Here is a 17,649-nt window from a genome sequence, read left to right as displayed (position 1 = left end):
GCGGTCGGCAATAGACTCAGACCATGAGCTCTCCTTCCAATACCGACACTTCCCCCACCGAGACCGCTAGCACTGCGCCCACCACCGCCCTCGACATCCACCTGCCCACCACCGAGGACGCAGCAGACATCGCGGACGGATTGGTCACTCTGCGCCGGGCACTGCATGAGAACGCCGAGGTGGGGCTTGATCTGCCCATCACCCAGAAGCTTGTCCTCGACGCCATCGAAGGCCTCGACATCGAGGTGACGAAGGGCAACGGACTCTCCTCGCTTGTCGTCGTCCTCCGCGGTGGTCAGCGCGCCGAGGACTCGACCGGTGTCGTGCCCGCCGTGCTGCTGCGCGGAGACATGGACGGCCTGCCCGTGCCGGAGGCGACAGGCTTCGACTTCGCGGCCACGAGCGGGCGGATGCACGCCTGCGGCCACGACCTGCACACGACCGGCCTGGTCGGTGCCCTCAAACTTCTCCACCGTGACCGGGATTCCCTGCCCGGAGACGTCGTCTTCATGTTCCAGCCAGGCGAAGAAGGCTATGACGGGGCCGGGAAGATGATCGACGAGGGTGTCCTCGACGCCGCGGGACCCAGGGTGAAGGCCGCCTTCGGCATCCACGTCTCCGCAGACCAGGACCTCGGCGTCGCCTACTGCCGACGCGGCTCGTACATGGCAGCGTTTTCGAAGATGTCCATCACCGTCCGCGGCAAAGGCACCCACGCCTCCCGCCCGGCAACGGGCCGCGACCCCATCCAGGTCGGTGCGATGCTTGTGGGTCAGCTCCAGGAATACGTGACCAGGCGCTTCGACATCTTCGACCCCCTGGTCATCACCGTCGGCCAGTTCAACGGCGGCACCGCTCCGAACGTCATCCCCGACTTCGCGCAGCTCGTCGTCAGCATCCGCACCTTCTCCGATGAGGTCACCACACGAGCCGAGGCCGAATTGCCGCAGCTGGTCACCGAACTGGTCGCCGCCCACGGGCTGGAAGCCGAGGTCGACTACGAGCGAGTGCTGCCGCCGACGATCAACAATCACGACGAAGCCGACTTCTTCCTCGAAACCTTCGCCGACCTCTTCGGATCCGACCGCGCCGTTGTCCGACCGAACCCGATCCCCGGCTCCGAGGACTTCTCCCGCGTGCTCGAGCAGGTCCCCGGCGCGTACGGCCACTTCGGTGTGGCGCTGCCGAACCTGCCCGTCGAGGAACGCGAAGCCAACCACTCGCCCCGAGCCCGTCACAGTGACGAGGGACTGGCCGATCAGGCACTGTTCCTGGCCCACCTGGCCGGACGCAGACTCACCCGCCTGGCCCAGGAATGAGGAGGTACTGATGTCAGTCTTCGCCTACCCCAGCACCGTCATCGTCGAGGCCGAACGGCCCCTTCTCGACGCGGGCGTCGACCTTATGGCGCGCGCTTCTCGCGCCTTGGCCGGCTTCTGCGCCGATGTGCTGCGAGAGTCTCGGGGCCAGATCTTCGGCTCCCGTGTGTGCGTGTTCGCCGGTCCCGGCAACAACGCCGGAGACGCACTCTTCGCCGCCGCGGGACTGGCCCGGCGCGGGGCCCACATCACCGTCGTCACACTCTTCGACGCCACCCACGATGAGGGACTGGCCGCGGCTCGTCGGGCGGGAGCCAGTGTCATCGGCTTCCCGAGTCCCGAAGAGACCGCTGACCCGAGCGTCGAGGCGCCTGGCCGGTGCAGTGCCGAGGTTGGGGCACATCTGCGCGCCGACGTGCTGCGGGAACTCTCCCGGTCCGATCTCGTCCTCGACGGCATCCTCGGCACCGGCGGCCGACGCGGCCTGCCCGAGCACATCGCCTCGCTCATCCGCGACTGGCGACACTCCGCCGGCACAAGCCGTACCGCCAACGCCAGCCTCACCACCAGGACGACGAACACGTCGACGCTCATCGCTGTCGACATCCCGTCTGATCTGTCCCCGGCCGAAACAGGTTCCGAAGATAGAATCCACGCCGACCACACCGTGACCTTCGGCGGACTCAAAGCCGAGCTGATCGACCCCCGCGTCGCCGCATTCACCGGCACTGTCCATCTCGTCGACATCGGTCTCGAACTGCACGAGGACCAGGCCACCGCCGAGGTTGTCGACACCGATGATCTCAACGCGGACTTCCCCCGCCCCCAACCGGACGGCCACAAATACTCCCGCGGAGTCGTCGGCATCCTCGCCGGGTCCGAGGAGTACCCGGGTGCAGGAGTGCTGACGACCACCTCGGCGGTCAACTGCGGGGTCGGCATGGTCCGGTCCCTGGGATCCCAGATGGTCGCCGAATACGTCATCGGCCTCCACGCCGAGGTGGTCACCGCCTCGGGCCGCATGAACGCCGTGGTCATGGGCCCAGGCAACCCGGAGGACGAATACGTCCACGCCTGCGTCGACGCGTTGGCGAAAACGAATGTTCCCGTCGTCCTCGACGCTGGGGCACTGGACATGGTCGGACGCGCAGAATCGGTCAAGGGCACATGGTTGGCCGAGAGGCCCGTGGTTCTGACTCCGCACGCCGGTGAGCTGGCGCGGCTGCTCAGCCGCCTCCTCGGCGAGATCATCACCTCGAGCCGGATCAACGCCGACCCCATCGGCTGGGCGCAGAGAGCCGCACAGTCCAGCGGCTGCATCGTCCTGCTCAAGGGACACCAGACCGTCATCGCCGCCCCGGACGGGTTCTGCGTGCTCCCCGAGGTCGGACCGGCCAGCCTGGCCACCGCGGGGTCCGGGGACGTGCTGGCCGGGATCATCGGTGCTCTGGTCGCGACCTTCCACGCAAAGAATCAGCATGAGCCAGCGCTCCCGGAACGCGAACTGGCCCACATCGTCGGACTCGGCGTGCTGGTGCACAATGCTGCGGGTCGACGGGCCGTGAACGCCGGAGCACTCGGCGATGCCGTCGCCGAGGTGGCGGGGGAGCTCATCCACGGAGGATCCCTGATCGAGTGAGCGGGCCCCTGGTCGAGTCAGCGGGTCCCTGTCGGAATGAAAGATGACGGTCCACGGTATTCTTATCCAGTGACATCAACTGATACCTCAGGGGCGCTGGTGAGGGCCGAGATCGACGTGGCCGCGCTGCAGGCCAACGCCGCGGCTCTCGCCGAACGGCTCGCCCCCGCCCGACTCAAATGCGTCGTCAAGGCCAACGCCTACGGCCACGGCATCGACATCGTCGCCCCGGCGCTGTTCGCCGCCGGGTGGCGGGACTTCTGCGTGGCCACGATCAGCGAGGCGCTGCACCTGCGCGAGCTGCTGGGAGACGAGGTCACCATCACAGCATGGCTGTACGGACCGACCACCGACCTCGACGCTGCCGTCGCCGCCGGCATCGAGCTGGGCGTGTCCACCGTCGACAGCCTCGACCGACTGCGAGACGCGTCCCGCCGCACCAACACCACCGCCCGCCTCCACCTCAAGGTCGACACCGGGCTCGGACGCAACGGCCTGGCTCCTGCGGATTGGAAGCGTGCACTCGAGAAGCTGCGGAGCCTGGATACCGGGCCCGAGTCGGAGGAGTCAGACGTGAGTGCGGATGCCCACGGTCTTGAGATCGTGGGCATCATGAGCCACTACGCCGTCGCGGACGAACCCGAACGTGTCGAGACGGCGCAGCAGACGCACGTCTTCGACTCAGCCCACCGGGAACTCACGGCGGTGCTCGACGAGGCCCGGGGCCGCCTCGGCGAATCGGATGGACTCGAGGTCCACATTGCGAATTCGCCGGCCGCGCTGACACTCTCACCGTTCCCGGGCACCTCGGCTCGGGTGGGCCTGTCACTGTACGGTCTGTCCCCGCTCGAGGATCAGACTGCCCAGGATCTGGGACTGGTGCCGGTGATGCGACTGGTCTCCCAGATCGTCAATCTCAAGGACGTCCCCAGCGGTCACGGCGCATCCTATGGACTCACGTTCACGGCGGCGGCCGACACCCGGTTCGCGCTGGTTCCCGGCGGCTACGGCGACGGGCTCGCCCGCTCGGCATCGAATCGGGCCGAGGTCTCCATCCGCGGCACCCGCTATCCCGTCATCGGTCGGATCGCGATGGATCAGATGATCGTCGAGGTCGGTGCCGGCGAGGTCGCCATCGGCGATGAGGTCGTCATCTTCGGCCCCGACGGTCCCAGCGCGGCCGAATGGGGGACCTGGGCCGATACGATCAACTACGAGGTCGTCTCCCGCATCAGTGAACGCGTCGACCGCGTGGAAGTGGAGCCGCATCCTGCCGAAGGCGGAGGTCTGTGATGAAACTTCAGCTGACGTCGCTTGACCAGATGAGGACCTTCGCCGAAGCGCTCGCCGGGCACCTGCGGGCAGGTGACCTCCTCATCCTCAGCGGCAACCTCGGCGCGGGGAAGACGACATTCACGCAGTCCCTGGGGCGGGCCTTGGGAGTAGCCGGGCGAATCACCTCACCCACCTTCGTCATCGCCCGCGAACACCCTTCACTGAGCGACGGTCCTGCACTCGTGCACGTCGATGCCTACCGAATCTCCGACGCCGAGGAGCTCGGGGACCTCGACCTCGACTCGGAACTCGACGAGTCGATCACCGTCGTCGAATGGGGTGCCGGGCTCGCCGAACAGCTGAGCAGCGACTACCTCGGACTGACGATCACGCCGATGTTCGACCTCGCCGCGGACGCAGCAGATGGAGCAGAGGGCGCGGCAGGATCGAACGCAGTCACCGAGGCTGACGAGGAGGCTGCTGAGGATGACGCCGACGAGGACGAACGCCGCCTCGTCGAACTGCTCGGCCACGGCAGCTCCTGGGATGCACGGCTGCAGCAGGTGAGAGACTCGCTCCGGGCCCTGGCAGGTCCGGTCGAGTTCAGCGAATTCGACGGGTCAGATGGGTCCGCCGACGAGGAGGAGCGCCAGTGATCATACTCAGCATCGATACCTCCCAGACCGCCTCCGTGGCTCTGGTCGACACCGAATCCGGGACCGTCCTGGCGGTAGAGCAAGCCGATGATCAGCGCAGGCACGTCGAGTTCATCGGACCCGCTCTGGCCAAGGTGCTTGCGAATTCGGCCCAGCCGGACCTCGTCGTCACCGGAATCGGTCCGGGTCCATTCACCGGGCTGCGCGTGGGCATCGCCGCCGCCATCGCGGTCGGTCAGGCTCGGGGGATCCCGGTCAAGGGCCTTCTGTCCCAGGCCGCGCTCGCCGAGGAGCTGCGTCGAACGAATACTCAGGCCCAGGGGCCGGTGCTCATCGCCGCGGACGCACGACGCAAAGAGGTCTATTTCAGCGTCTACGAGAGCTCGGACGCGTCGCTGCGGGCCGGACCCTTCGTCGCGAAGCCGGCCGAGGTCGACGATGTCCTCGCAGCTGCAGGCCAGACGGACATCAGTGGCCGCCTCGGCCGCGGACTTCTCCTCTATCCCGAGGTCCTCGGGCAGTCCAGCTTCCCTGCGATCGTCGACCCACGCGCCGAATACCTCGCGTTCGCCGCAGCCAGCGAGATCGCGGCCGGGCGAGAGCTGGTCGAACCGGTTCCCGAATACCTGCGCGAGCCCGACGCCAAGTCGACACCTATGCGTGAGAGCACACTGAAATGAGCCCACTGAAATGAGTGCCGGGAGATGAGCACGGGCGCGCCGCACGAACAGGCCGGCATCGACGAACTGCGCTGGTGGGATCTCGACGAGGTCGCGGACCATGATGCCGCCATCTTCGGCCCCACCGCGTGGACGCTGAGCTACTACTGGGCTGTGAAGGCTCAGGCTGGAACGGCGATGTTCGCGGCACGGACCCCCACCTCGGCGCTGGCCGGGTGGATCGTCATGTCAGCCGCCGGCGGTGAAGCGGACGTCATGACCATTGCCACCACCGAGGTTGGACGTGGTCAGGGCATCGCGCGACGGATGCTCCGGGCCGGGATCGACTGGGCCCTGAGCCGAGGAGCCGAGGCCGTGCATCTCGAGGTTGATGAGCACAACGAACCGGCACTGGGCCTCTACCGTTCCCTAGGATTCTCCGAATGGGGCAGGCGCCCCGACTACTACCCGGGTGCCGACGCGATCCTCATGCGCTTCCACCCATAAGTCGGTCTACGCCCGAGCTTCGGTCGCCAGGCGCACGCCGAGGGCGATCATCACCGCGGCGCTCGTACGATCGAGCCAGATCTTGACCCGTTCACGGGTGAGGATGCCGCGGGCACGGGTGGCAAGAAGAACGATGGCGGCGTGCCACACTGTGCCGATGGTCAGTGCGATGGCCACGAGCAGCACACCCCATCCGGCGGCCGTCGGAACTGTCGGGAGGAACTGGGGCAGGATGCTGATGTAGAAGACCCCGACCTTCGGGTTGAGGAGATTGCCGGTCATGCCGCTGCGGACCGCACTGACAGCGCTCTGGGAGGGAAGATCTTCAGCCTCGGTGGCCGTTGCTCGGTTGCGGGGCAGCGATTTCCAGATCGCGGTGCATCCGAGCCAGACCAGATAGCAGGCTCCGGCGATCCGCACCACGTCGTAGGCGAGGGTGGACGCCGCCAGCAGGGCTGTGAGGCCGATGAGGCTGGCAATCGCCCAGACGGCGTGACCCATTTCGACTCCGATGACGGCTGCGAAACCGGAGCGCCTGCCGTGAAGCAGCGTTGACCTCAGGACGATCATGAGATCGATCCCGGGTGTGGCAGCTCCGATCACGGCCACGAGGGCCCATGCCAACAGCTGGTGTGAATCCATGTCTGTCTCTCGAACTGTTCGTCGTTGCGGCGGGGATGCTGCTTCAGCTTACATCTCCCGGTTCCGCCGTCAGGAGCGGCCGAGCACAGCTGGCGAGACAGACGAAGCGGCGGGACGGGTGGCAGTGGGGCGGCCGGCAGTGGGACCGGCAGTGGCGGGACGGTCGGATGTGCGACGGTCGGCTGTGTGACGGTCGGACAGAGACGTCAGCTCCGAAAGCAGTTCGCCATTGAGTTCGAACGCGGTCATCGTCTCATCGATGACGGTCTGCTCGTTCCCACCGGTGTCTGCGATGTCGTTGAGGCGCAGACGGTAGGAGTCCTTGTACGGTTTCGTCTTGCCGAGTGCGGTGAAGTCCCAGATCGTCAGCGCGCTGGCAGGAATGTCGTAGTGCCTGCCCATGAGCGCTCCGATGGCCTGCCCGCCGGAGAGGTCGCCGAGGTAGCGCGTGTAGTGGTGTGCGATGACCTGCTCAGGCTTGTCGAGTCGGCCGAGATGTCGTGCATATGCTTCGCCGCTGCGGGTGATGGGCAGGTCTGCGTCGCTGCCCATGAACTCCACCGCGCCGGTGAGTTCCTGCAGGTCCCGGACGATGCGCTCACCTCGGAACAGATTCGCATCGTGAAAAGGTGCAAAGATCGGGTCCTCGGCGAACTCCGAAGACTTCGCCTCGAGGGCTGCGTAGATGAGCGTGTACTGCTTGAGCAGGAGAGCGTAGGCGCGTGGGTCGAGCCTGCCCTCCATGAGATCGACCATGAAATTCGTGTGCTCGACCTCGTCGTGGATCGTGGCTGTGCTGGCCTTGAGGCGAGCTGAGAATGGTTCAGTCATGATGTTTCCTCATTGAGAGATCGATGATCCGGAAGTGTCTCGATGGTCAGGGCTGCTGCAGTGCTTGTTTTCATCTTAGTCGAGCCTGTCCTAACCTGCGCCCCATACCGCCGCCGACCACTGCCAAAGGGTAGGCTGGAGCCATGGAAAGAGTGCAACTTGCTGACACGAATCTGATGGTCCACCCCCTGCATCTGGGAGGCAATCCCTTCGGTTGGGGTGCTGACCGGGATCAGAGCTTCGCGGTCCTCGACGCCTACGCCGAGGCGGGCGGAAACTTCATCGATACAGCGGATGCCTACTCCGTGTGGGTCGACGGCAACTCCGGCGGTGAGTCGGAGACCATCATCGGCGAATGGATGGCCTCGCGTGGCAACCGCGATGACATGGTCATCGCCACCAAGGTCGGAGCGCATCCGAAGCGCAAGGGGCTCGACCCAGCCAATATCCGCAAATGCATCGACTCCTCCCTGCGTCGTCTCGGCACGGACCACGTCGACGTCTACTACGCCCACGCCGACGACGAGAGCGTCGATCAGGTGGCGGTGGCGGAGACCTTCGACGCCTTGGTGCGCTCCGGGAAGGTCAGCTACCTCGGCGCCTCGAATTTCACCTTGGATCGTCTGCAGTCGTCCATGAATATCAGCGCGAAGTACTCACTGGCGTGCTACCGCGTCGTCCAGGATCGGTACAACCTCGTGGCCCGCAGCGCGGTGGATGCACAGAAACAGGCCTACCTGCGGTCCAACGGCATCGCCGAACTGCCCTTCCACTCCTTGGCCTCGGGATTCCTCACGGGAAAGCACACCGGCGGCGACTCCACCGGAAGCGTGCGCGGTGAACGCGTCGCCGACTTCCTCGAGAACCAAGCGGCGCTTCGCGCTCTCGAAATCCTCGACGACGTGGCCTCGGCGCACAACGCAACCATGACCGCAACCACACTGGCCTGGCAGCTGTCACACGATTTCATTCCCTCCACCATCGCCTCGGCGCGGGTGCCCGAACAGCTGAGCGAACTGCTCGCAGGAACCGAACTGCAGCTGGCCGAGGACGAGATCACGGCCCTCAACGAAGCATGGGTGGAAGCATGACGAGCACGAGTCCACGCCTTGTGAAATGGGAGAACGGCACTGATCTTGTCATCGAGCTGCCGCTGGCGGTCGACATTGCGACCGTCTGGTCGAAGCTCGTCGACAGCGAAACCGCCAGGTCCTGGTTCGCATCCTTCACCGTCGACGAAGCCGCAGCCGGCACGGACGCCGACGAAGGAGCAGCCCGTACGGACGTCGACGAAGCCGCAGGCGGCACGGACAGAGATGACTCTGAGAACAGTGACGTGGACGATCCCAATCCTGCGATCACCTTCGACCTCGGTGAGACCACACTGCACGGTGAGATCCTCAGCTGCGAGGTCGAGGACCATGTCCTCGTCGAGCTCGATGACTTCGGCGTGCTGGGGATGGCGCTGCTCGCACTCGAACTCACGGACGGGGATGCGACCCTTCTGATCTTCACCCAATCCGCGCCCGACGTCGAGAGCGCTCGGCTCAAGGCCGCGGACTTCGGACCGATGTGGGACACCCACCTGCGCCTGTTCGCTCGGGTCCTGGGCCTCGACGTCGCCGAGGCCGGTGAGGAAGAGTTGCTCGCACTCTACGCGGACCTCGAACTTGAGGACAGCGAAACGGACGACAGCGAGGACGACAGCGAAACGGATCACAGCGAGGACGGGGCGAACGACATATGAGCGAACCGCTGGTGCTGGGCATCGAATCCTCCTGTGACGAAACCGGAGTTGGAATCGTTCGAGGCCGGACGCTGCTGACCAACACGGTGTCCTCCTCGATGGATGAACACGTTCGCTTCGGCGGCGTGGTCCCCGAGGTCGCCTCACGCGCACACGTCCAGGCCATCGGGCCGGCCATCGCCTCGGCCTGCGATCAGGCAGACATCGCGCTGAGCGACCTCGACGCCATTGCCGTGACCGCCGGCCCGGGCCTCAGCGGTGCGCTGATGGTCGGAGTCGGTGCCGCCAAGGGCCTCGCCGCGGCACTCAACCTGCCGCTCTACGGGGTCAACCACCTCGCCGCACATGTGTCGGTGGACCTCATCGCCACCGACGTCGACGGCCTGACCACGCCGACCATCGCACTCCTCGTCTCCGGTGGGCACACCGAGATCCTGCGCATCGGAGACGTCGTCGATGACATCGAACTCATCGGCGCCACGATCGACGATGCCGCCGGCGAAGCCTTCGACAAGACCGCGCGGCTGCTGGGACTCAACTACCCGGGTGGGCCGAACATCTCCAAGGCCGCTCTCGGAGCGCTCGACGGGAGCGGAATCCCCGGTGACCGCACCGCCGTGAAGTTCCCCCGCGGATTGGCGAAGAAGCAGGATCTGCGCGATCCCGAACGTCGCTTCAACTTCTCGTTCTCCGGACTCAAGACCGCCGCACTGCGGGAGGTCACGAAGGCCGAAACACTGGGCACGGACCTGCGGGTCGCCGACATCGCAGCGGGATTCGAGGACGCCGTCGTCGACGTCCTCGTGACCAAGACCCTGCTGGCGGCGGCCGACACCGGCATCAGCCACGTCGTCCTCGGCGGGGGAGTCGCCGCGAACTCCCACCTGCGCGCGGTCCTCGGAGCCAGATGCGCCGAGGCGGGGGTGGAGCTGAGGGTACCGCCGTTGAGTCTGTGCACGGACAACGGAGCCATGGTCGCAGCTCTCGGTGCCGAACTCGTCCGCCGTGGAATCGGACCCAGCGACCTGTCATTTGCCGCAGTCTCCTCATTGGATGTCGATCATGTCCTCGTCTGACCCGAACGCCGGCGACCAGAACGCCTACACACACGAACGCAGCGGTGCCTCACGCGATGAGACCGCATACGGTCCGAACTCGAAGGATCTGCCGGACTACCTGCCGCCTCGGCGATCAGGCGATGGATGGACTCTCGGCTCGGACGGGAAGAAGCACTGGGGGCTCAACGGGGCAGCGGGACTGATGCTGCTTGACCTGCGCAGGGGATCCTCATGCAGCACCGCGCCCTGTGGTCGGTCGAGGGAGGAACATGGGGCTTCCCCGGTGGCGCCCGCGACCTGGGCGAATCCGCTCTCGACGCGGCCGTCCGCGAGTCCTGGGAAGAAGCAGGTGTCCCCGACAGTGACGCCTCGGGCATCGAAGTCCTCGAGACCCATGTCCTCGATCTCGGGGACTGGTCGTACACGACGGTCATCGCCCGGGCCGTGCGTCATTTCGAACCGGTCATCAGCGATCCTGAGAGCATCGAGCTCGCCTGGGTGCCGATCGACGAGCTCCCGGATCTCAAGCTGCACTCCGGTGTCGCTGCGTCCCTGCCGGAATTGCTGGAGCTCCTCCGCCCCCACCTGTGAGTCGCGGCCGCTGACGGGCCGCAGCGGACCCCGACGACGGCTTCATCGACAAACGGGTCAAGCGTCGACAAACGCGTTTGGGCGTGCGTAACTTGACGCTTGACCCGTTTATCGGTGGGAGGGTGCGGCGGCCTCGCGGTCCGAAGACCTCAGGTATACGAGGTGCGCAGGTCGCTGATCAGGGAACGAGTCACCTCGGTGAGTGATTCACTGTCCTTGAACACGTTCTGCAGCCGCTGGTAGGGCACACCGCGGTCGATGATCGAAGTGATGGTGTTCAGTTCGTCGACGCAGCCCAGTCGCTGTGCCACCGGGGCCAGTCGCGTGACCTCATCGGCCAGGCATTCGGTGACCAGGCGTTCATCGGCTTCGGCGTTCTCGATGATGATGGCGTCCATGCCGTAGCGGGCGGCACGCCACTTGTTCTCGTCATGGAACCAGTCCGGCATCGTCGGCAGGGTCTCACCGGCATCGAGACGGGCGGAGAAGTCGTCGACGAGGCACTGGATGAGGGCCGTGATCGCAGTGATCTCCTCGAGCGTGGGCAGACCGTCGCAGACCCTGACCTCAACGGTTCCCCAGTTCGGGGCGGGACGGATATCCCAGCGGATCTCATTGATGTTGTCGATGATGCCGGTGGTGAGCATGTCGGCCACGTACTTCTCGTAGTCCGACCACGCCTCGAACTGGAACGGCAGTCCCGCGGTCGGCAGCTGCTGGAACATCATCGCCCGATTCGATGCATAGCCGGTATCGGTCCCGCCCCAGAAGGGTGATGATGCGCTCAGCGCCTGAAGGTGGGGGACGTAGGCGAGGAGGGCGTTGACGATCGGCAGCACCTTGTCGCGGGAGTCGATTCCGACGTGGACGTGGACGCCGAAGATGAGCATGTTCCGACCCCACCACTGGGTGCGGTCGACGAGCTCGAGATAGCGATCCTTGGCGCGAACCTCCTGGGACTGCCACTGGGCGAACGGGTGCGTGCCAGCGGACATGAGTTCGATCCCACGGTCCTCGGTGAGCGTGCGCAGGGCACCCATGGACGAGGCCAGATCCTCGGCGATTCCGGAAACCTGCTCGTGGACACCGGTGACGAGTTCGATCGTGTTCGTGAGCATCTCGCCCACGATCCGCTTCTCGAACTCGGGTGCACGCTGCGCGACATCGGCGAGGAGAACCTCCGCGGCGGAAGTCAGATCAAGGCTGTCCCCGTCCAACAGAGCCAGTTCCCATTCGACTCCGATGGTGGAGCGGGGTGAGCGTGCGAAATCGACCATGGATCGATCATAGTATTCCGCACCGGGTTTTCTGGCTTCTGACCACTTATCGGCCGTCACATTCAGGCCGCATGCTCACTCTCATCAGACAGTCGTGCACCGGATTGCGAATCGAAGAGGTGGAGGCGCGAGAGCTCCGGGACGGCTCTGACCCTGTCACCTCTGGCCACGCGCGTGCGCCCGCTGACCCTGGCGACGATCGGTTTGTCATCGCCGCCGGTCGTCGCCCGACCATGCACGTAGGCGTCCGCGCCGAGCTCTTCGATCAGATCCACACTGACTTCCAGACCGCCGGTCGGCTCGAGACGGAAGTCCTCCGGTCGGATTCCGGCCGTCACTCGATCAGCTGTGAGCTCCGAGAGCTGCGCGCGGCTCAATCGGATCTCGGACTCGCCGAGGTGCAGCGCCCCGTCCTGGAGCGGAAGGTCAATGAGGTTCATCGCCGGAGAGCCCATGAAGCCTGCGACGAAGAGATTGGCGGGGCGGTCGTAGAGGGCCCGCGGAGTGTCCACCTGCTGGAGACGTCCGTCAGCGAGCACAGCGACGCGATCGCCCATCGTCATCGCCTCGACCTGGTCGTGGGTGACGTAGACCGTGGTGACGCCGAGGCGGCGGGTGAGCGAGGCGATCTGTGCACGTGTCTGGACCCGCAGTTTAGCATCGAGGTTTGACAGCGGTTCGTCCATGAGGAACACCTGCGGAGAGCGCACGATGGCGCGTCCCATGGCCACGCGCTGCCGTTGCCCGCCGGAGAGGGCCTTCGGCTTCCGATCGAGGTAGGGTTCGAGGTCGAGCAGCTGGGCGGCCTCACGCACTCGCTCATTGCGTTCAGCCTTGCCCACACCGGCGATCTTGAGAGCGAAGGCCATGTTCTCCCCCACGCTCATATGTGGGTAGAGCGCATAGTTCTGGAACACCATCGCGATATCGCGTTCGCGGGGCGAGACCCCGGTGACATCGTCCTCACCGATTCTGATGTGCCCGCCGTCGACGGGTTCGAGGCCCGCGAGCATGCGCAGAGTCGTGGACTTTCCGCAGCCTGAGGGACCGACCAGGACGAGGAACTCGCCATCGGCGATATCGAGGCTGATTTCGTTGACCGATGGAGTGAGCGCCTCTGGGTACTGGCGCATTGCCTTATCGAAAGTGACTGTTGCCATGGTGAATCTCAACCTTCCACGGGTGCGTGGGCACCCGACGATCCGCGGTGATCATTGTCTGAGTTCTCGTCGGCGGGAGTGGTGTCGCCGGTGATTGTGGTGGTAGCAGTGACGCTGGTGTGGCTGGCTTTGGGAGTGACGCTGGTGTGGGCGTAAGAGCGGTACTGTTCGCGTACACGCGATGGTCTCGGGTGCAGAGTCGCGACCAGCTCGACCTGCCACCTCGGCGAGGTTCCGGTCAGTGTCCAGGCCGCTTGACGGGCGGCCCCGATGGCCACGTACTCGGCCTGCTCGGGTACGTCGATGGGGACGGTGAAGATGTCTCTGGCCACCTCCCGCACTGCCGGGTTGCGGGCTGCCCCGCCGATGAGGAGCAGCCGTTCGACGCTCAGGCCCTGTCGCAGCACCGCCTCGAGTCCGTCGGCCAGTCCGCACAGCATGCCCTCGACGAACGCCCGAGCGACGTTCTCCGGGGACGAATTCGCCAAGGTCATCCCCTCCAGACGGGCTGTCGCATCCGGAAGGTTGGGGGTGCGCTCGCCCTCGAAATAGGGGACGAGAGTGAGGCCGTTCGCCCCAGGTGCCGCGGCCAGTGCCAGCGCAGCCACGTCGGTATGACTGGCGCGCAGCAGCACTGCCGCGGAGTCGAGGACGCGGGCGGCATTGAGCGTGGCGACGAGCGGAAGGCGCCCACCGTCGGCCGAGGCGAATCCGGCGACCATCCCCGAAGGATCGTTGATCTCCAGACGGGTCGGACTGAAGACCGTCCCCGAGGTGCCGATCGAGATGACGACGTCGCCCGGGCCGGCTCCGAGTCCGAGCGCAGCGGCCGCATTGTCCCCGGCGCCGGTCCGACGAGGATGCCTTCGGGTGTGTGACCGGCGCTCTCATGGGGCCCGAGGACACGAGGCAGGACGACGGGAGCGGTGTGGGGTGCGCTGTCGGGGTCCCAGTGAGCATCGGGTCCGGCAGCTTCTCGTGCTGTGGCACCGAATGCTGTGTGGAAGAGTTCAAGGTCATAGCGTCCGGTGACCGCGGAGAAGTACGCGGTTCCGCTGGCATCGGAGGCATCGGTGACGAGCGCCTCGAGGTCGGGCCCCGTGGGGCGGATGAGCTGCTTGGTCCGTAGCCCAACAGCCGCCAGGTCAACCAGTCATGCGGCAGAGCCACGGCTGCCACGCGGGAGGCATTGTCGGGTTCATGATCGCGCAGCCACCGTAGCTTGGCCCCGGTGAAGGAGGCAACAGGAACGATGTCGGCCCGATCGACGAACTCGTCTGCCCCGATCTCGGCGATGAGTGCACGCGCTGCTGTGTCGCTGCGCAGATCGTTCCACAGCAGAGCGTCGCGGATGACCTGCCCGTGACTGTCGAGAGTGATGAGGCCGTGCTGCTGTCCGCTGATGCTGACGGCGGCGACGTCAGCGAACCCACCTGCGGCAGAGATCGCCTCCTGCAGGGCCGACCACCAGGCTTCGGGATCGACCTCCGTCCCGACAGGGTGCGGGGCCGATCCGCTGCGCAGGATCTCACCAGTGGCGGGGTCGACGATGACGACCTTGCAGCTCTGCGTCGAGGAATCAACGCCGGCGACCAGTTCGCGCGGTTCGAGGTCGGCAGCCATCACGGCTCCTCGGTCCGCGCTGCAACTTGTACCTGAGCCCGCGAGGCGGACTGAGGGGCGGTCTGCGAGGTGTTCTTCGAAACGGACTGCGGGGCGGCCTGTGAGGTGTTCTTCGAAACGGACTGAGGGGCGGCCTGTGTCCCGGGCGCCTGGCTGTCGAGGATCTCTCGGGCCAGCGCCTCGTCGACGATGGCGACATCGAGGATCCCGGCGGCGCAGGCTGCACGGACAGCCTCGGCGCGCTGTGCTCCGCGAGCCACACCGACGGTCGTCGCTGCGCTGCGAAGCTGGTCCAGGGTGACGGCGATGACGCGATCGTCGATCGTGTCGACCTCGACTCCGGCGGCGTCGAAGAGGCGTCCGGAGGCTTCGGCCACCGCACCGTCGGCCAGCCCTGCCGCTCGCTGCTCTGGGCTGCATTTCTCCCAGACCGAGGACTGTTCCTGCGCCCATGCGGCGACCGAGACGACCGCGATATCGAGATCGTCTGCGGCAGCGAGGGCACTGGAGATCTCAGGCAGGGCACTGAGATCTGCCGCGGTGTCCGCCTCGGTGACCAGGAGTGGAGCCGGCAGTCGAACCATGGTCACGGCGGCATCCTGTCCCAATCGGGCGAAGATCCCGGCGCTGGGCCGATGCGAACTGAGTTGAAGCGCACCGGCGAGCTGGACGATCGTGCAGCGGGGGAGTGCGGGGGCGAATTCTGCTGCTGCGTCGAGTGTCCGTGACCAGGCCAGTCCGATGCGCATGCCCGGGCGGGCGTGGCGATCGACGTAGGAGAGCGCGGCACGACCCATTCGCTGTGCGGCGTGGGTCTCGTGTTCGAACTCGACGATGATGGCCGACCTCAGCCCGAGCGCGGCCGCGAGCCGTTCGGCTCGGCCGTCTTCGTCGGCGGCATCGGCTTCGATCGAGATCGTGACGACTCCGCTGTCAACGGCCTCTTGCAGCAGACGAGCGATCTGGAACCGGCTGAGTCCGTGCGCTTTGGCCAGCTCCACCTTCGAGCTGCCCTGGAGATAGTGCTCTTTGGCCAGCTGAGCCAGGAACCGGCGGTGCCTGGCAGTCGGTGCTGTGCTCATGACTCTCCCTTCCGAAACCACGGAGACCACACTAACGGCGACCAGTCTGCCGCTCATATGTGATCTGTTGCACATCTGTTCAGATCATGACACAGTATTGCACATGTGAGCACGGATGCTCATATGTATTTCGTCAAGCACACCCGATGGCGGGCAGCAATCCCGCAATGACGAGGGAAGGCAATTACGATGAAGCTGAAGATCACGGGCCGGGCTGTCACAGCGGCGGCCATCGGAGTGGTCGGAGCACTCACACTCGCAGGGTGTGGTGGCGCCGGGGGAAGTTCGAGCGGCGGAGGCAATGAAGAAGTCAACGTTCTCATGGTCAACAATCCGCAGATGCAGGACCTGCAGAAGCTCACCGCGGATCAATTCACCAGCGACACCGGGATCAAGGTCAACTACACGGTGCTGCCGGAGAACGAAGTCCGCGCCAAGATCGGGCAGGAGTTCTCCGCGCAGGCCGGCAACTATGACGTGGCCTCGATGTCGAACTACGAAGTGCCGACCTACGCCAAGAACGGGTGGCTGACTCCGATGGATGAAGGCGTCGTCGATGCCGAGGGATTCAATCAGGACGACATCCTCGCCCCGATGGCCGAATCGATGACCTATGAGGACAAGATCTACGGAGAGCCGTTCTACGGGGAGGGATCCTTCCTGATGTACAGGAAGGACATCTTCGAGAAGGCGGGTGCGTCGATGCCGGAGAATCCCACCTGGGATGAGGTCGCCGATCTGGCAGCGAAGGTCGACGGTGCCGAGAAGGGCACCAAGGGCATCTGCCTGCGCGGTCTGCCCGGTTGGGGAGAGATGTTCGCGCCGCTGACCACCGTGGTCAATACCTTCGGCGGAACCTGGTTCGATGAGAACTGGGACGCACAGGTCGATTCCAAGGAGTTCAAGGAGGCGACGAACTTCTACGTCGATCTCATCAAGGACTACGGCGAATCGGGAGCACCGCAGGCCGGTTACACCGAGTGCCTGACCAACCTGCAGCAGGGCAATGTCGCGATGTGGTACGACTCGACGGCGGCAACAGGAACCCTCGAAGCCGATGACTCACCAGTCAAGGGCAAGATCGGCTATGTCGCAGCCCCGGTGAAGGAGACGAAGTCGAGTTCGTGGCTCTACACGTGGGCCTGGGGCATCCAGAAGGAAGGCAAGAACCAGGACGCCGCCAAGCAGTTCGTGGCCTGGGCCTCGTCACAGGACTATGAAGAGACCGTCGCCGAAGAACTGGGCTGGCAGCACGTGCCCGCCGGCAAACGCACCTCGACCTATGAGAACCCGGAGTACCAGAAGGCCGCGGAACCGTTCTACAAGCAGACCGAGGACGCCATCAACTCGGCAGACCCGAAGAACCCCGGTGTGCAGCCGCGCCCGACTCTCGGAGTGCAGTTCGTGACCATTCCCGAATTCGCCGACCTGGCCACGGGCATCTCCGAAGACGTCAGTTCGGCGATAGCCGGACGCACCACGGTGGACAAAGCGCTTGGGAAGGGACAGAAGGAAGCAGAGAAGATCGGAGACAAGTACAAGAAGTAGCGCAAGCACTGGGCGGAGGCGTTCGCGTCTCCGCC

Annotated in this window: 16 protein-coding genes and 1 pseudogene; 11 read left to right on the top strand and 6 right to left on the bottom strand. The window is 65.5% G+C overall.

Annotation, left to right across the window (positions count from 1 at the left end; all coding sequences use genetic code 11):
- The first annotated feature begins 23 nt into the window (after positions 1-23).
- The 6 genes from PGC08_RS14750 (at position 24) to PGC08_RS14725 (ending at position 6,055) form a co-directional block, all read left to right on the top strand.
- Positions 24-1,319 (top strand): M20 metallopeptidase family protein, encoded by a 1,296-nt coding sequence (locus tag PGC08_RS14750; RefSeq protein WP_271708759.1) that lies wholly within the window; start codon positions 24-26, stop codon positions 1,317-1,319.
- A gap of 10 nt (positions 1,320-1,329) precedes the next feature.
- On the top strand, positions 1,330-2,958 hold the full coding sequence (locus PGC08_RS14745; protein ID WP_271708758.1) for an NAD(P)H-hydrate dehydratase: 1,629 nt from the start codon (positions 1,330-1,332) through the stop codon (positions 2,956-2,958).
- Between the two features lie 69 nt (positions 2,959-3,027).
- Positions 3,028-4,251 carry an alanine racemase gene (gene alr / locus PGC08_RS14740; RefSeq protein WP_271708757.1) on the top strand — a complete coding sequence of 408 codons (1,224 nt, stop codon included), beginning with the start codon at positions 3,028-3,030 and terminating at the stop codon, positions 4,249-4,251.
- Positions 4,251-4,889, top strand: coding sequence for a tRNA (adenosine(37)-N6)-threonylcarbamoyltransferase complex ATPase subunit type 1 TsaE (gene tsaE / locus PGC08_RS14735; RefSeq protein WP_271708756.1), 639 nt, complete (start codon positions 4,251-4,253; stop codon positions 4,887-4,889). Before alr ends, tsaE begins: the two co-directional genes overlap by 1 nt.
- Positions 4,886-5,569, top strand: coding sequence for a tRNA (adenosine(37)-N6)-threonylcarbamoyltransferase complex dimerization subunit type 1 TsaB (gene tsaB / locus PGC08_RS14730; RefSeq protein WP_271708755.1), 684 nt, complete (start codon positions 4,886-4,888; stop codon positions 5,567-5,569). Before tsaE ends, tsaB begins: the two co-directional genes overlap by 4 nt.
- Before the next feature lie 24 nt (positions 5,570-5,593).
- Positions 5,594-6,055, top strand: coding sequence for a GNAT family N-acetyltransferase (locus PGC08_RS14725; RefSeq protein WP_271708754.1), 462 nt, complete (start codon positions 5,594-5,596; stop codon positions 6,053-6,055).
- Between the two features lie 6 nt (positions 6,056-6,061).
- On the opposite strand, the gene PGC08_RS14720 is transcribed toward PGC08_RS14725, so the two are convergent.
- Both PGC08_RS14720 and PGC08_RS14715 read right to left on the bottom strand, forming a co-directional pair.
- Positions 6,062-6,697 carry a LysE family translocator gene (locus tag PGC08_RS14720; RefSeq protein ID WP_271708753.1) on the bottom strand — a complete coding sequence of 212 codons (636 nt, stop codon included), beginning with the start codon at positions 6,695-6,697 and terminating at the stop codon, positions 6,062-6,064.
- Between the two features lie 69 nt (positions 6,698-6,766).
- A complete protein-coding gene (locus PGC08_RS14715) occupies positions 6,767-7,528 on the bottom strand; it encodes a biliverdin-producing heme oxygenase (RefSeq protein ID WP_271708752.1) in 762 nt (253 codons plus the stop codon).
- A 143-nt stretch (positions 7,529-7,671) separates the two neighbouring features.
- Here PGC08_RS14715 and PGC08_RS14710 point away from each other — a divergent pair, with 143 nt between their 5' ends.
- The 4 genes from PGC08_RS14710 (at position 7,672) to PGC08_RS14695 (ending at position 10,924) form a co-directional block, all read left to right on the top strand.
- Positions 7,672-8,619, top strand: coding sequence for an aldo/keto reductase (locus tag PGC08_RS14710; RefSeq protein WP_271708751.1), 948 nt, complete (start codon positions 7,672-7,674; stop codon positions 8,617-8,619).
- On the top strand, positions 8,616-9,275 hold the full coding sequence (locus PGC08_RS14705; protein ID WP_271708750.1) for a hypothetical protein: 660 nt from the start codon (positions 8,616-8,618) through the stop codon (positions 9,273-9,275). Before PGC08_RS14710 ends, PGC08_RS14705 begins: the two co-directional genes overlap by 4 nt.
- Positions 9,272-10,351, top strand: coding sequence for a tRNA (adenosine(37)-N6)-threonylcarbamoyltransferase complex transferase subunit TsaD (gene tsaD, locus PGC08_RS14700; RefSeq protein WP_271708749.1), 1,080 nt, complete (start codon positions 9,272-9,274; stop codon positions 10,349-10,351). The genes PGC08_RS14705 and tsaD overlap by 4 nt, the downstream gene beginning before the upstream one ends.
- A gap of 213 nt (positions 10,352-10,564) precedes the next feature.
- Positions 10,565-10,924, top strand: coding sequence for an NUDIX domain-containing protein (locus PGC08_RS14695; protein ID WP_271708748.1), 360 nt, complete (start codon positions 10,565-10,567; stop codon positions 10,922-10,924).
- A 149-nt stretch (positions 10,925-11,073) separates the two neighbouring features.
- Here the strand turns inward: PGC08_RS14695 and PGC08_RS14690 are convergent, their stop codons facing one another.
- The 4 genes and pseudogenes from PGC08_RS14690 to PGC08_RS14675 all read right to left on the bottom strand — a co-directional run bounded on the left by PGC08_RS14690 (position 11,074) and on the right by PGC08_RS14675 (position 16,066).
- A complete protein-coding gene (locus PGC08_RS14690; protein WP_271708747.1) occupies positions 11,074-12,201 on the bottom strand; it encodes a glutamate--cysteine ligase in 1,128 nt (375 codons plus the stop codon).
- 62 nt (positions 12,202-12,263) lie between these two features.
- Positions 12,264-13,361 (bottom strand): ABC transporter ATP-binding protein, encoded by a 1,098-nt coding sequence (locus PGC08_RS14685; protein WP_271708746.1) that lies wholly within the window; start codon positions 13,359-13,361, stop codon positions 12,264-12,266.
- 161 nt (positions 13,362-13,522) lie between these two features.
- Positions 13,523-14,984 (bottom strand): annotated as a pseudogene (locus PGC08_RS14680) (xylulokinase); the annotation flags it as partial.
- Positions 14,984-16,066 (bottom strand): sugar-binding transcriptional regulator, encoded by a 1,083-nt coding sequence (locus tag PGC08_RS14675; RefSeq protein ID WP_271708745.1) that lies wholly within the window; start codon positions 16,064-16,066, stop codon positions 14,984-14,986. The gene PGC08_RS14675 and the pseudogene PGC08_RS14680, both read right to left, overlap by 1 nt.
- Before the next feature lie 189 nt (positions 16,067-16,255).
- Between PGC08_RS14675 and PGC08_RS14670 the strand changes: the two genes are divergently transcribed.
- Positions 16,256-17,614 (top strand): ABC transporter substrate-binding protein, encoded by a 1,359-nt coding sequence (locus tag PGC08_RS14670; protein WP_271708744.1) that lies wholly within the window; start codon positions 16,256-16,258, stop codon positions 17,612-17,614.
- Positions 17,615-17,649: the final 35 nt, after the last annotated feature.

This window comes from Brevibacterium sp. BDJS002 (genome assembly GCF_028201555.1).
GTDB lineage: Bacteria > Actinomycetota > Actinomycetes > Actinomycetales > Brevibacteriaceae > Brevibacterium > Brevibacterium aurantiacum.
Note: the sequence above shows the minus strand (reverse complement) of the source record. Positions and strands in the feature narration are given on the sequence as shown.